Annotated in this window: 10 protein-coding genes; 5 read left to right on the top strand and 5 right to left on the bottom strand. The window is 71.8% G+C overall.

Going from position 1 to position 14,117, the window contains the following annotated elements; translation table 11 throughout:
* Together ABD944_RS04205 and blaOXA are read right to left on the bottom strand one after the other, a co-directional pair.
* On the bottom strand, nucleotides 1-1,062 hold the full coding sequence (locus tag ABD944_RS04205; protein WP_345172565.1) for a type III polyketide synthase: 1,062 nt from the start codon (nucleotides 1,060-1,062) through the stop codon (nucleotides 1-3).
* 103 nt (nucleotides 1,063-1,165) lie between these two features.
* Nucleotides 1,166-2,056, bottom strand: a complete 891-nt coding sequence (gene blaOXA / locus ABD944_RS04200) for a class D beta-lactamase (RefSeq protein WP_345172563.1) — start codon at nucleotides 2,054-2,056, stop codon at nucleotides 1,166-1,168.
* A gap of 554 nt (nucleotides 2,057-2,610) precedes the next feature.
* On the opposite strand from blaOXA, the gene ABD944_RS04195 reads away from it, so the two are divergent.
* The 5 genes from ABD944_RS04195 to ABD944_RS04175 all read left to right on the top strand — a co-directional run bounded on the left by ABD944_RS04195 (nucleotide 2,611) and on the right by ABD944_RS04175 (nucleotide 8,899).
* Nucleotides 2,611-3,459 (top strand): glycoside hydrolase family 26 protein, encoded by an 849-nt coding sequence (locus tag ABD944_RS04195; RefSeq protein ID WP_345172561.1) that lies wholly within the window; start codon nucleotides 2,611-2,613, stop codon nucleotides 3,457-3,459.
* A gap of 300 nt (nucleotides 3,460-3,759) precedes the next feature.
* Nucleotides 3,760-4,875 carry a glycoside hydrolase family 25 protein gene (locus ABD944_RS04190; protein WP_345172559.1) on the top strand — a complete coding sequence of 372 codons (1,116 nt, stop codon included), beginning with the start codon at nucleotides 3,760-3,762 and terminating at the stop codon, nucleotides 4,873-4,875.
* 84 nt (nucleotides 4,876-4,959) lie between these two features.
* Nucleotides 4,960-5,118, top strand: coding sequence for a hypothetical protein (locus tag ABD944_RS04185; RefSeq protein ID WP_345172557.1), 159 nt, complete (start codon nucleotides 4,960-4,962; stop codon nucleotides 5,116-5,118).
* Nucleotides 5,115-5,831: a CHAP domain-containing protein gene (locus ABD944_RS04180; RefSeq protein ID WP_345172556.1), complete on the top strand. Its 717-nt coding sequence runs from the start codon at nucleotides 5,115-5,117 to the stop codon at nucleotides 5,829-5,831. The genes ABD944_RS04185 and ABD944_RS04180 overlap by 4 nt, the downstream gene beginning before the upstream one ends.
* 167 nt (nucleotides 5,832-5,998) lie before the next feature.
* Entirely contained in the window at nucleotides 5,999-8,899 is a 2,901-nt protein-coding gene (locus ABD944_RS04175) for a hypothetical protein (protein WP_345172554.1), read from the top strand.
* Nucleotides 8,900-8,947: 48 nt separating this feature from the next.
* On the opposite strand, the gene ABD944_RS04170 is transcribed toward ABD944_RS04175, so the two are convergent.
* The 3 genes from ABD944_RS04170 to ABD944_RS04160 form a co-directional block, all read right to left on the bottom strand.
* On the bottom strand, nucleotides 8,948-9,538 hold the full coding sequence (locus ABD944_RS04170) for a TetR/AcrR family transcriptional regulator (protein WP_345172552.1): 591 nt from the start codon (nucleotides 9,536-9,538) through the stop codon (nucleotides 8,948-8,950).
* A gap of 85 nt (nucleotides 9,539-9,623) precedes the next feature.
* The gene (locus tag ABD944_RS04165; RefSeq protein ID WP_345172550.1) at nucleotides 9,624-11,771 is read right to left on the bottom strand and encodes a hypothetical protein; all 2,148 of its coding nucleotides are present in this window, start codon (nucleotides 11,769-11,771) and stop codon (nucleotides 9,624-9,626) included.
* 1 nt (nucleotide 11,772) lies between these two features.
* A complete protein-coding gene (locus ABD944_RS04160; RefSeq protein ID WP_345172548.1) occupies nucleotides 11,773-14,088 on the bottom strand; it encodes an AAA family ATPase in 2,316 nt (771 codons plus the stop codon).
* Nucleotides 14,089-14,117: the final 29 nt, after the last annotated feature.

Genomic DNA, 14,117 nt, shown 5'->3' with positions numbered 1-14,117 from the left:
TCACCAGCGCAGCAGGAGCAGTTCGGCGGAGAACCCGGGTCCGAGCGCCATCAGCAGCCCGGGTTCACCCTCGGGCGGGCGGCGGCGCTCGATCGTCTCCTGCAGCACGTTGAGCACCGAGACCGAGGACAGGTTGCCGAACTCCCGCAGGGAGTCCCATGTCAGGTCGAGTTCGCCGTGGACGAGGGAGAAGGCCTCGGCGATCGTCTCGATCACCTTCGGCCCGCCGGGGTGGCAGACCCAGGAGGTCACCTCGCCGGGCGACAGACCGTGCTCGCCGAGGAAGGCGGCGACGTCGCCCGCCAGCGTCGCCTCCACGTGGTCCACCAGGTCGGCGGCGAGGACGATCCGGAAGCCGTGCTCGCCGACGTCCCATCCCATGAGCCTCCCGGTGCCGGGGTAGAGCTTGCTGCGGGTCGCGACGACGCGCGGCCCCCAGCGGCTCGGGCCCCCGGCACCGGTGCTCCGGTCGCCTCCGACCGCCACGACGGCCGCGGCGCCGTCCCCGAACAGTCCGCTGGCCACCAGGTTGGCCAGCGACTCGTCGTCGCGCTGCGCCGTCAGCGAGCACAGCTCGACGCAGACCAGCGCCGCCACCTGGTCGGGCCACGCGCGGAGGTAGTCGTGCAGCCGCGACAGTCCCGCGGCGCCGGCCGCGCACCCCAGACCGAAGATCGGCACCCGCTTGATGTCGTCCCGCAGGCCCAGACGCTGGGCCAGGGTCGCGTCCAGCGAGGGGGTGGCGACTCCGGTCGAGGAGCAGAAGACCAGATGGTCGACCTCCGACGCCTCGATCCCAGACGCCTCCAGCGCCCCCCGGACGGCTCTTTCCCCGAGGGACAGCGCGGCGTCGACATAGGCGCCGTTCGCGGTGGTGAAGCCGTCGAGGTTCGCGTACTTCTCGATCGGCAGGGCCAGGTACCGGCCCGTCACCCGGGTGGCGGCGTGGAAACGCTCCACCACCCGCCGGTCGGCCCCGGTCGCCCCGACGACGGCCTCGGTGATGTCTCGCTGCTCGTAGTGATGGTCCGGCAGGACGGTCTGCACACCCGCTACACGCACGGCTCCCCCTAAGCCTCCCCTGCCGCCTCCTTACCCATCAGCGCGGCTTGTACCGGCGGACGGGGTTCGGCGCAGCGGTCACCGCGGTCCGCGGGCCGGCCCCTCACGCGTCGGGCAGCACGTCCAGACGCTGCAGCAACTCGCGCGCGACCGTGGCGCGCTTGCCCGCGTCGCCGTCCTTGACGATGTCGATGTTCAGCGCGAACGTGGTCACGCGCCCGCCGCGGTCGACCCATCCGACCCACCAGCCGGTGCCGGGGTTGGGGGCGTTCTGCCAGCCCGACTTGGCGTACAGGGTGTACCCGCCCTTCTCCTCCTGCTTGATGATGTCGCGGACGGTGCGCTGGTTCGCACGCGAGGCGGGCAGGCGCTCGGCCGCGAGCCGCTCCAGGAACCGGGTCTGCTCCACGGCGGAGATCTTCAGCGGGCCGTCCAGCCAGAACCGGTCCACCACGGTCCCGGTCCGGCGGTTGCCGTAGCCGAGCCGGTGCAGCCACTGCCCCTCGCGCTGGAGCCCGACACGACGGGCGATCACCTGGAACGCCGCGGCGTTGGAGATGCGGACGGCCTCCCGCATCGTCATGTCGTGCTCCCACTCGGGGAACGGCTGCGGCGTCCCGTCCCAGGGGATCACCTCGTCGGGGCTCTTGACCACCCCGGTCTCCAGGGCGACCAGGGCGTGCGGGACCTTGAAGCTGGAAGCGGGCACCAGCGGCGTCTCGGCGAGCCGCCGGTCCACCACCGTCGTGGAGCGGGTCTTCACGTCCAGCAGGGCGAACGAGCCGTGCACGCCCGCCGCGTCGAAGACGGCCCGCAGATCGTCGCGCTCGACGACGCCGGGACGGATCTGATCGGCCGCGGCGACGGCGGCGGCGGCGCGCGGGGCGGTGTCATGGGCGGTCGCGCCGCACGCGGCGGTACCGAAGAGGGTGAGCGCGGCGAGCGCGGTGGCGCCCAGCCGGAAGCGCGCGGTGCGGGAAGAGGGCTTGATCATGCGGCTTACTCGATCACCGGACGATGCGATCTGTCCAATATGGATATCGATCAGCGACTGATACCGATTCACGTATCAGCGCAGCTCATCCTTGACGACCAGCCGGTCATGTGACGTGACGTGTCGTGCCGGTCACCCTGGCACCCCTCCCCGCCAGAAAAAGGCTGTATTTCATTCTAAAAGCGGATATTGCTCGACCTGAAAGCCGCCCCATTAGCCTCGCCATCACCTTCAGGACCGCCCTTGAGAACGCTTCAGATATTTCCCCTGCCGCCCCCCATTGCCATCGGCGTTTGGCCTGGGAATTTAATCGATACATATCCCTTGCTCGACAGGCCGGAATACTCTCGGAGCCACCTCTATTTCATCTCCGCCGACCACTGCGAGCATTACGTTAGGGAACGACTAGGGCAATCCCGGACGCGGCGTTGAAGGTCGAGCACGTGAAACCGGAGTGCCTCCCGCAGCACCGGTTCCCCGTTCACCGGCGACCCCGGTGTGATCAATTTTCGGGCCCGCCCACCGGCGGGCCGATCGAAGGCGGAGGCAGTCCCATGGCGAAGAACCGGAACGCGATCCTGTGGGGGACATGCCCCCAGAACCTGTCCGGTTCCGACTTCGCCGCGAAGGACGCCTCCTACGGGCCGCTGACCATTCGCCGCTCCTACCAGCCCGCTGCCGCGGGCATGCCCGTCTCCTGGGCCCGGAGTACCGGCGGCGTGGACGTGGGAAAGCGGGCCAGCTGCTGGAGCGCGAAACCGTCGATCACCGCGATGGCCGGCGGGCGCCTGGACGCGCCGACGCTGAAGTTCCTGCGGTCCATCCCCAAAAGCCACCTCGCGTTCGTGTCGATCTGGCATGAGGGCGACGGCAAGATCCGTAACGGGGCCTTCCGCCTCGCGACGTACACGGCGGCTCTGAAGCGCTTCTGCGAACTGGTGCGGCAGGTGCAGTCGGAGGGCTGGACGCACCTGCACACGGTCCAGATCCTCACCACCTGGTCGGGCACCTCCCCCAGGGCGGGCAGCACCTATGCCGACACCTGGCCGGGCGACGGGCTCGTGGACGTCCTCGGCGTGGACGGTTACTCCCACCTCGGAAGCGGCCCCACCCTGTGGGGGCCGGCCGTGAAGTTCGCCCGGTCCAAGGGCATCCCGTGGGCGGTCCCCGAGATCGGCTACGGCAGAACCGGCACGAAGAGCGTGACCTGGTTGAAGGACCAGGTCGCCTACCTGACGACGACGCCGGGCGGCGGCGAGCACACGAGGTGTGCGTTCGCCTGCTGGTTCGACACCGCCGGCCCCATCTCGTCCCCGACGCCCGGAAACGTCTCGAGATGGATCGCGGCGGCCAAAGACGCGTCGCAGACCTACTACAGCGATTACACCGACTTTGCGCTCTGATCGAGATGGGACGCTGATGCCGTCATCCACGCGCGGATTCCAGCGCCCGCTACCGCAGCGCGCGACGCCGTGCTTCTGCGCGGCGCTCGCAAGAGCGATCAGCTTTTTACCCGGATGAGCGCCTGCTGACGTTCACGCGTGACTTCACCGGCGAGCGACCACGCACTCCTCGTCGAGGCGGCCGAACTCGCGGTCATCCCCACGAGCCGCGTCATGCATTCGAGCGCACTCCCATCCTCGCGATTCGCACATGCCCGCAGGGCGGCGCCGGCATGCCGCCCGTCCAGAAAGGAGGCAGTGTTGCTGTACGGGGTCGATGTGGCCAGCTATCAGGGCACTCCCAACTGGCCGGTGGTGCACCGGTCAGGAATCCGCTTCGGATTCTCGAAGGTCACCGAGAACACCAACTACACCAACCCCACCTGGGGGCACAACCGATCGGGAATGCTCGCCCTGGGGGCCGGCTTCGTGCCGGGGGCGTACCACTTCCTGCACGGGGAGAGGGGTGCCGCGCAGGCCCGCTATTTCCTCGCCAGGGCCGGCGATGTCTCCCGTCTCGCGGTCGCGCTCGACATCGAGGCGTCCGGCGCCAACGCGACCACGGCCAGGGAATGGGTGGCCGAGTTCAAGGACCGCACCGGCGGCCATCCCGTCATCGGCTACTTCCCGCGCTGGTACTGGGAGGCCCACGGCAGGCCCGATCTCAGCTTCTTCGACACGATCTGGCAGTCGCGGTACGTCTCCGGCTCCGGCACCCCGGCCGCCCTCTACAAGAAGGTCCCCTCCTCGTGGTGGGTGCAGTTCGGCGGGGAGCCCATCTCGATCCTGCAGTACTCGTCGAGCGGCGCGGTGCCGAGCATTCCGGGCCGCTGCGACGTCAACGCCTTCCGCGGCTCGCTCGCGGGACTGAGGAAGCTGGCCCTCGGGCCGCACCAGGAGGACGAAGTGCCCATCCGCAGCAGCTACGGCAAATCCAGGCCCCAGACTCTCGCATGGGGGCGGTTCACCCGCCTCAACTGGGACGTCACCCACGCCGACCCGGCCAAGTCCCATTCCGAACCCGACAGGGACCACCCCGACGGCTATCCCGGCTACGTGGCTCCCACCTCGACCTGGGCGGACATCGACACCGTCGTCCGCATCGGAGGCCTCGGCGAGGGCGACGAGTACCAGCTGCAGTTCGAGGTCCACGACTGGAAGGACGGGAAGTCCGCCGGATCGTGGACCGAGGTCCGCGCCGACGCCAAGGCGACCGGCGGCGACCAGTTCGCCACCGGCACCATGCCCAAGGGGCTCCGCAAGGGCCAGCACGTGTACGTCTCGGTCGCGGCGTTCCCCGCCGGCGGAAAGACCGATGACCGGCCCGCCCCCCGGGCGTTGTCAGGCCGATGGACGATCGCCCAGGACCGCAACTGACCCGGACCGACACGACGCCCGCTCTCCCCCGCGGAGCGTGCGTTCCCCCGACGAAGGAAACAGCCCGACGGACGAAGGAGACCGATGGCTGAAGCCGACCGCATGGACGAGGTGGATGTGAACCCCGCAGTGCACAGGGCGACCGAGACCGACGAGGTCCAGGTCCTGCGTGCGCTGTACGGCGAGCCCGACGCCGACGGGATCTTCCGCGGGCGGGACGACGACGGCGAGGAGGGCCGATGAGCGCCGCGAAGATCATCGCGGCGGCGCGCAGGTCGCTGGGGATGTCGGGGCGCCCGAACCCCATCACGCGGGAGTACGCGGCCCGGAACGGGAAGGAGTACCTGCGCGCGTCCTGGTGCGACATGGCCGTCACCTACTGGGCCCGGCACTCCGGCAACGCCTCGGCGGTGCTCCCGGGCGGAGACCGCGCCTACACCGTGTGGCACGTCGACGACTTCAAGAAGGCCGGTCGCTGGCGCGCCGGCACCGCCTCCGCGGTCGACCGGGCCAGGCCCGGCGACATCGTCTTCTTCGACTGGGGCGGGAGCAACCGCGGCGGCGCGGTCGACCATGTCGGCGTCGTGGAGAAGGTCCTCGGGGGCGGGCGGCTCCAGACGATCGAAGCCAACACCGGCGACGCGGTGAGGCGCCGCGTCCGCGCGGCCGGCGTCATCGCCGGCTATGGACGGCCCGCTTACGGAAGCGGCTGGATGGAGGACGCCGTGAAGGACCTGCCCACGATCTCCAAAGGCGCGAAGGGCTCGAACGAGGCGGTGCAGACCGCGCGCGGCCTGCTTCTCGCCCGCAGCCATCCCGAGGTCGGGACCCGCATGGACCGCGACTTCGACGCCACCATGGACAGGGCCGTCCGCGCCGTCCAGAAGTGGGCGAAGGTCGAGAGCGACGGGGTCATCGGGCCCGACACCTGGAGCGTCCTCCTTCGCGTCCACTGAGCCGAGCCCGCCCCGGCCGGGGCGGGTCGCCGTGCGGGTCCTCCGCAGAGCGTGTGCCGATTCACGGCGCACACTGTGCGGCAGGGTCCCGCGTCGCGGAACCGATCAGGCGGTCGGATCGTCGCAGGGTTCGTGGGCGTTCAGGAGATCAGGGACGAAGGGACGAGATGACTCGGTTTCCGCAGTTGCCGGCGCCGGCGGACCTCGCCGCCGCCGGGCCCAAGGGCGCCAAGAAGATGCTGGCCAAGGCCGCGGACCCGCTCCCCGCCGCCGAGCTGGCACCGTTCTTCGAGGACGCCTGCCGGGAGCTGGTGCGGGCGGGAGAGGACGAGCTCGCGTTCTGGGCGTTCGGCCAGGCGCGCAAGGTCGAGAAGGACCATCCCGCGCTGCTCGACCTCGACCGGGTCCACGCCGTCTTCCTCGAACTGGTGCCGACGGGCGGCGTCGGGCCGGCCGCGATGCGCGACTACGCCAAGACGCTCGCCGCGGAGCTGCCGGGGGAGGAGGCGCACGCCCGCTTCCGGGAGCTGGTCTGCGCGGGGTTCGACGCCGGGGTCATCCCGTACGCCCGGATCTTCCCCGACCTGCGGGCGCTGGCCCGCGGCGCGAAGATCAAGAAGCGGGACGAGGAGGAGTTCCTGGCCGAGCGGCTGCTGCTCGCCGGGCTCATGCCCGTCGCGTCCCACCAGGTCTGGGCGGCCGCCCGTGAGCCGCTCGCCGCGGTGGCCGCACGCGACGTCTCCCTCATGGAGCGGCTGATCGCCGCCGAACCCGACCTCGCCCACCACGAGGAGGAGAGCGGCGAGGGGGTCGCCGAGGAGATCCGGCAGATGTGGCTGGAGTGCCTGGCCGAGAGCGGGGCGGGGGCGCATCTGTCGGCGCACTGGTTCGCCGGCGAGGGGCGCGGCTGCGCGGCCGCCGTGCTGCTGAGGCTCGCCGACCAGGCCGGGGACCGGCTGTTCCCGGAGGCCGAGGTGGCGTTCGGCGAGGAGACGGACCCGGCGCTTCCGCCTCCCGACCACCGGCACATCATTCCCCAGACGGAGATGGGCACCGACTCGCCCCGCTGGTGGGGCCCGAACTTCGACCCCGCGGCGCACGCCGCGGACGCGGCGTCCGGGCCAGAAGGACGCGAGCGTTTCGCAAGCCTGCTGGACGCGTTCGTCCGCGACATGGGGTACTACGGCAACGTCGACTACCCGGCCACCGTCAGGGCGCTCTGGGAGCTGCCGGAGACCCGGGAGGCGCTGCGCGACGCCGTCGACGGCTGGAAGGCCGACGCGGCCCGCCCGGACCTTCCCTTCCTGCACACCGCCCTGCACCGCCTGGTCCGGCTGACCGGCAGCGGCCGCTACCTCGACCTGGAGCCGGGCCTCGCCGAGGGGATCGACCCCGCCGACCCCGTGGACGCCCTCCTGGCGGCCCTGCGCGGTGGCATTCCCGCCGAGCTGGCCGTGCCGAGCACGGGAAGGCCGCACAAGTCTCCGAAATCCGGCCGGACGATCCTTCAGCACCTCGGCTACCTCACCATCACGGAACGGTCCTGGAACGCCTACGCGTACGTCACCGGCGACGCCGACCTGACGCTGAGGCTCTCCCAACTGCCCGACGGGCTGCTGCCCTGGTACGACGGCAAGACCGGCCTCCTGTCACGCGTCAAGGACGGCGTCTGGCAGACGTTCCGGGTCGAAAGGCAGACGGGCGAGAGCGTCGCGCTGACCCTGGACCCCGACACCGCCACCGCCCGGCCTCAGGCGCCGGGGACCTCCGAGGTGACGTTCCCCGGCGCCGCCGGGCCGAGCGAGGTCCGGCTGAGCCGGGGTGCGATCACGGTCACCGCCCCCGACGGGACCCGGACGGCGCGGCTGCCCTTCTCGCCCGTCATGAGCACGAAGGGCGGGCTCGTTCCGCCGCCCGGCTGGTGGCCGCGGCGGGACCCGGCGGACCCGGACGGGTCGGCGGCGCTGCGGCGTCTCGACCGCGAAGGCGCGGCGCGGCTGCTGGAGGCGGCGCTGACCGGACCGAGCGCGGCCGCCGACGCGCTGCGGGCCGTGCTGCCCGAGGTGACCGCGCCGGAGCTGCGCGACGGCGTCCTCGAAGCGACCCGGGCGGCCGTCGAGTGCCTCCTCCTGGGCATCGAGTTGCGCGACCGGACCGGCCGTCCCCAGCCGCCGGCACTGCCCGCGCTGGTCTCACCGGCCGCCGATCTCCCGTTCCGGCGCACAACGGCGCAGACGCGGTGGCTCGTGCGCCAGCGGGTCCTGGCCCGCGCGCTGGAGTCGGCGGCGACCGGCGAACCCGCGGCCGGCAGGCCCTACCGCGTCCGCACGGTCGGCCTGCCGCCCGGCGGTCACGTGGGCGCCGACCTCGACACCCTGGCGGGTTTCGCGCTCCCGGCCGTCCTGCCGTGGACGCCCGACCCGCACCGCGAAGGCGTCCTCGACGTCCTGCGCCTCTGGGCCAACGCTCCGATCGGCGACGGGACGGGAGCCTGCCGCATACTTCGCCTCACTCCGGCGGGTGGCGAGGGGCAGTCCAACGCCGAACGCCAGATGGTCGACAGGCAGCTGGAGAAGGAGGCGCCCGGGGAGCTCTGGCGCACCCCGCACGGCGCCATGCTGATCTTGAGTTACCGGCGAAGCGACCGGATCGCGACGGCCGTGGAGTACGCGCCCGGCGGGACGTTCGACCCGGCCGGCCCGCCCGGCTGGCAGGCGGCCCGGCCCCCCGTCCCCTGCTGGGGCGGTGCCGACCGCGTCGTCCGGCTCCTGCGGTCGCTGGACGACCGCGGCCCCGCGCCGATCGACGCCACCGCCACCGTCCGCGCTCTGGCGGAACGCGCGGGCTTCGGCCTGGCGGACGCCGTCGCGGTCTGCAGGTTCCCGGCGGACGTCCTGGACGACGACATTCCCATGACCGGCGCCACGCTTCCCTTCCCCATGCGGGACGCGGTGCGGGAGCGCCTGCTGCCCGACGACCCGGCCGACCTCTGGACCACCGGCCTGGCCGTGGACGCGGCGGCCGAGTGGTGGCGGGCCCACGGCGAGGGCCGCCCCTCGACACCGTGATGCCCTGACCGGGTGAGGGGCGAGGATCGACGGCGACGGGTCCGGCGCTCAGAGGGCGCTGCGCTCCAGCATGTCGTGCATGTACGCGCGGAAGCGGCGGAGGGTGGGGGGGTGATCCGCGAAGCGGCGGATCCCCTCCTCGTCGACGACGCCCACGTGGACGAACCCGTTGACGATCCAGATGATGTTCCAGAGGCCGAGTTCGAGGTCGTAGTCGGCGCGGACCGCGCCCCGGAACATCTCGACCACGGCGGCGAGCAACGGCCGGTACAGCTGCTCGACGTCCTGCACGTCGGCCGCGTCGTTGAGCCAGCGGTGCACCCACAGGGCCCGCAGCTGCGGATGGGCCACCGAGTAGTCGAGGTAACTGTCGACCAGCGCCACCAGACCCGATATGTCAGGCGGGACGCGCGCCATCACGCCCCTCATGTGCGCGGCCTCGGCGTTGGCGTACCGGGTCATCACCTCCAGGTAGACATGCCGCTTGTCCTGCGCCAGGCGGCTGACCCTCTGCGCGCTCATCCCGGCGACCTCGCCGATCATCTGCAGCGAGGTCCCGTCGTATCCGAGCTGCACGAAGAGCCTTCCCGCCGCCTCGACGACCAGCTCATATTCCTCTGCGTCCTCCTGGGCAGCCACAGTCCCTCCCCGGAAACGCGCTCTCTCCCATCGTTCCCCGACTCGTCCGGGGCATCCGGCGGGGCGGCCCGGAATGACCCCGCATTTACCGACCGTCACCGGCGCAGCGCTCGCATCGGAGGTTCCTGGGAGTTCTCGCCTCGCCGCATTCGCCGCAGTGCGGGCAGTAGGCCACCGTGGTCCTGACCCAGCATTGGGCGCTGAGGGCCTCACTGCCGAATCTGTGGTCCATGGCGTCGCCGTCGGTTTCGGCGGTCGTCCCCTCGGCCCGGCCGTTGCCGTTCAGGACGGGGTAGCGGCGATCGCACGAACCGCACCGCCTCAGTTCCCAGGTCGCCTTACAGACGTCGCACGTGCTGCGGAACGTGGACCCGTCCCGCGCCTGGAAGGTTCGCGCGGGGTCGCTTGAGGCGTTCCGGCACAGGGGGCACCGGACGAGTTCCGCCAGGCTCTCCGCGGCGGCCCTCACCTCGTCCCGCAGCCGGTCGACCTGCTCGGCGTTGTCACCGCGTTGCATGAACTGGGCGGTGCGGTGAGCGAGCGTCCCGATCCGGCGGAGCACCGCGGCGAGTTCGTGGGGGGCGGGCGGTCTCACGATGGTGAGGCCGTTCGCGGCGGCGGCGATCCAGTCCGCCCCGTCCGCGACGGCGTTCGCGTCGCGGCTCGGGCAGTCGATGCGGGCCGGGTACCTCTCGAACAGGTGCTGGGCGAGGGCCCAGCGCAGGCTGCGGGCCAGCCGGGTCACGCTGTCGATCTCCAACGGCGACACCGGGAGGAGCGCCGGCGCCCGGCCGCCGCCGGAGGGAGCGGGCGCCTCGCAGCCCTGGAACGTCCTGAGCCGGATGCGGAGGGGCAGCTTCTCCCGCTTCTCGCGCTGCCCCGGGTAGACGACCAGCGTGCGCGGGTCGGTCGCGGCCGCGGCGGCGAGCGCGTCGATCTCCTCGGCCGTCCGGCCCGGCTGCTCCGCGGCGACGAGGGCGTGCGCCACCGGAACCACGCGCAGGACGGCCTCCCCTCCGCAGTGCAGCACGAAGGTTCCCGTCCGCTCCCAGCGAAGGCCGACGGCCTCCCGGTGCTCGGCGACGCATCGGACTTCTCCGCCGGGCTTGAACGGGCCTTCGGGAACCAGGTCCAACTGCGCCAGCGCATGCATGAGGAGCAGGCCGGTGTACAGGGTGAACGACTCGCACCACTCCTGGATCCGGTCGTTGGACGGCCCGGACGCCCCGTTCCCGCTCCTCTCGGCGACCCACGCCCGCCAGAGTTCCGCGGCCCGCCTGTACCTGTCGTCGTTCGTGAAGACGTTGGTGCTGCGCAGGACGGTGCCGACATCGGTGTGACGGTGGACCCCCGGCAGGATCGTCGGCCCGCGGAGTTCGACCAGTGCGTTGCGCAGCCTCTCCAGGTCCTCACGCAGCCGTCTGGCCCTGGTGCGCCGGGTGCTGCTCTCGACGAGCCCCTCGATGAGGAGGAACATGTACTGGCTCACCCGCCACGGGCGGCCGCTCGCGTCCTCCGCGTAGGTGCTCACGTCGTCGAGCATGGCCTCGATCTGTTCGACCTCGACCAGCCGTCCCTGCACGTGGTCCCAGAGATGGTCGACGAGCCTGGCGAGCACCCGGTTCTCGTAGAAGTCCAGATCGGTCTCGCGCGCGGGGTCGAGGAGGCGCGCCGGGCGGATGCCGTCGGGACGCAGCGCCGCCCAGTCCTCGCTGCGAGCGGTGAGCCGGGTGATGGCGGCGGGAGTGACGCGCCGTGCCCGCGAGGCCGGGACCAGCCGGTTCACCGCCCGCAGCCTGGCCACGGGCAGGTGGCACGCCGCGCGCAGGTGCGGGAGGCAGCGCTCGATCACCTCGTCGATCTCGCGGGGCCGCAGCCGCTCGTCCATGTCGGCCCCGCCCATCAGCGGAGTCTCCGACAGCCAGCCCTCAGCGGTGACGTCCCGCGCGACCAGCGAGTCGAGCCTCCTGCCGACGGCCGTGACGATGTACGTCGTGATGTCGTCGGGCATGGCGTGGTGCCCGAAGTCGCCCTCGTCGCGGTGGCGCCGCGTCTCGTCCCACAGCGTCCACGTCCCGCTCGCGGCGAGGTACCGGCCCGGGCGCACCGCCGTCGCGTTCAGGAAGAGGGGGCGGTCGCCGGGCGCGAAGAACAGCCTGCCGAGGGGCATGCGCCCGCCGGGCGGCCGCTCCACCTCGCGTCCCAGCAGCCGGTCCCAGATCCGCGCCGGCATGTCAGACGCCTCTCCGCAGGTGGATCTCCTCGTCGAGCCGTTCGAGCGACCTGGACGGCACGGTGCCGAACGGCTTCCAGAGCCCGGTCAGGTCGTCGCGGAGCGCCTGGATCAGATCGAACGGGATCTCGAACCGGCCGCGGAGCTTGCGGAGGACGCGGGTCGCGAAGGCGTGGTCGGCCGCCAGCCCCTGGCTGCCGCCCGCCGCGCACACGACCGGGACGAAGGCCTCCAGGTACTTCGCGGTACGGGACCCCGACGCGATCCGGAAGTCGCGGAAGAGGCGGTCCCGCAGCTCACCGTCCAGGAAGGCGGACACGCTCCGCGCGGCCTCGGCATGCGTCCGGCGGGCGCGCTCGAAGGCCGCTTCGAGCGCGCCGAGCGCCAGCGGAGCCGGCAGCGGCGGGACCGGCTCGGGCTCGAACGTCCGGGGACGGGCGGGCAGTTCCAGCACGTGCGACCGGTCGTAGGTCTTGTCGGCGAAGGCCACCGTCGTCTCGTCGTGGTTGGCCGTGCCGACGAACCACACGTTCGGCGGGATGACGAGCTTGCGGCCGTCCACCAGCCCGCGGGGGGCCGGCCGGACCTCGGTCGTCATCAGCTCCAGGCTGGGCGGGGTGCCGTTCGGCTTCCTCGTCTGCCCGATCTGGTACAGGACCTCGCTGAAGTACTGCTCCGGGTGCGACAGGTTCATCTCGTCCAGCACGACGAAGAACGGACGGTCCGCGTGCGCGGGGCTCCCTGCCTGGTAGAGCGCCTGGGTGAAGGGCGACTCGTAGAACCTGCGCTCGAAGGCGTTGAAGTACCCGACGAGATCCTGCGGGGTTCGCCAGTCGGCGCTCACAGGGACGAGGGCGGTCTCCGCCTGGAGGGCCTTGGCGAAGACGATCGGAAGCTGCGTCTTGCCGATGCCGCTGATCCCCTGGAGGAGGTGCAGCCGCGACGCGGCCAGCCCGCCGAGGAAGAGGACCAGGTCCTCCTCGGCGTAGAACATGCGGTATTGCTGGGCGACGAAGTTCCGGAGCCAGTAGACGAAGTTGTCCAAGGGCGGGACGCGGCCCAGAAGGTCGTCGCGCTTCTCGTTGTACCGCGTGTCCATCGCGTGGCATTCGGGGAAGGGCGACTCGCCCTCCTTCCGGGCCGTCAGGCTCTGGATGTCCTGGTGCAGTTCCTGGACGCGGACGCGGTAGGCGTCGACCGACGCCTCCATGGCCTCCTTGGTGACCTTGAGCCGTTCGAGTTCCAGAGCGGTGATCTGATGGCCGGTGAGCTGCCGCTGCAACCGCTCGTTGTCGGCGATGAGGACCGCGCGCTCCTCGCGCCAGCCGCGCTCGGCCTCCTGGAGCCTGGCGAGCCGTTCCATCACGTCCTCGGGCACCTGGCGCTGGAGGCGGAGCTCGGCGTTCTGGGCGCGTAGCTCCTGAAGCTCCTTCAGCACCTCGTCGGGCGACCGGTGGCCGAAGGCCCGGTCGACGCGGTTCCGCTCGTCGCGCTCCTTCTCCATGTCGGCGGCGTGGTCCTGGAGCGCCCTGCAGCGCTGCTCCAGTTCCCTGGAGCGCAGCTCGGCCCGTTCCACGGCCGCGGCGACGGCGTGCTCCACGCGTTCGCTCAGCAGCGCACGCGCATCGGTCAGGTCCTCGTCGCGGGCGTTGAGCTCGACCTCGAACGCCCGGAGGCGCGCCCGTTCCTCGGTGAGCCTCTCCGTCCGCTCGGCCAGTTCCCGGCGTTGCGCCTCCAGTTCGGCGCCGAGCGCGGCCCGGGTGCGGGCGTGTTCCTCCGCCAGCTCCCGCTGCCGGGCCTCGACCTCCCGCCGGGTGCCCTCCAGCGCCTTCCTGGCTTCGGCGAGCGCGGTCTCCTTCGCGCGTTCCCGGGCGGCGACGAGCTTCCGCTCCTCGTCGATCAGCCGTTCCTCCCGCTCGTCGAGTTCGCCGCTCCGTTTCTGGACGAGGTCACGTCGCGCCTTCAGATCCCGGGCATCCTCGTCGAGGGCCGCGAGCCGCTCGGCCACCTCCTCGGTCTGGCGATCAAGGGCCTGCCGCGTTTCGGTCACGCGCTCGGCGGCCTGCGTGAACAGGGCCACGGCCTCGGCCGCTTCCTGCCATCGGGCGGCGACGGCCTTGTCGTCCACCCCGCCGGCCGGAGGTTCGGCGGGCGCGGGCAGGGACTCCTCACCTCCGGCGGCGGCCACCGCTTCGGTGCGGCGCGCTTCGACCTCCTCCTCGATCGCCTTCTGGTTCACCGGCCTGGCGGCGGCGGAGGGCCTGGTCCGGCGCTGGGGCGTCTGCCGACGCGCCTGGGCGGGGCGCTTCTTGGCCATCGTGGACTACTCGTCCTTCCTGGGGGCGG

The organism is Actinomadura verrucosospora, assembly GCF_039540335.1.
Taxonomy (GTDB): Bacteria; Actinomycetota; Actinomycetes; order Streptosporangiales; family Streptosporangiaceae; genus Spirillospora; species Spirillospora verrucosospora.
Note: the sequence above shows the minus strand (reverse complement) of the source record. Positions and strands in the feature narration are given on the sequence as shown.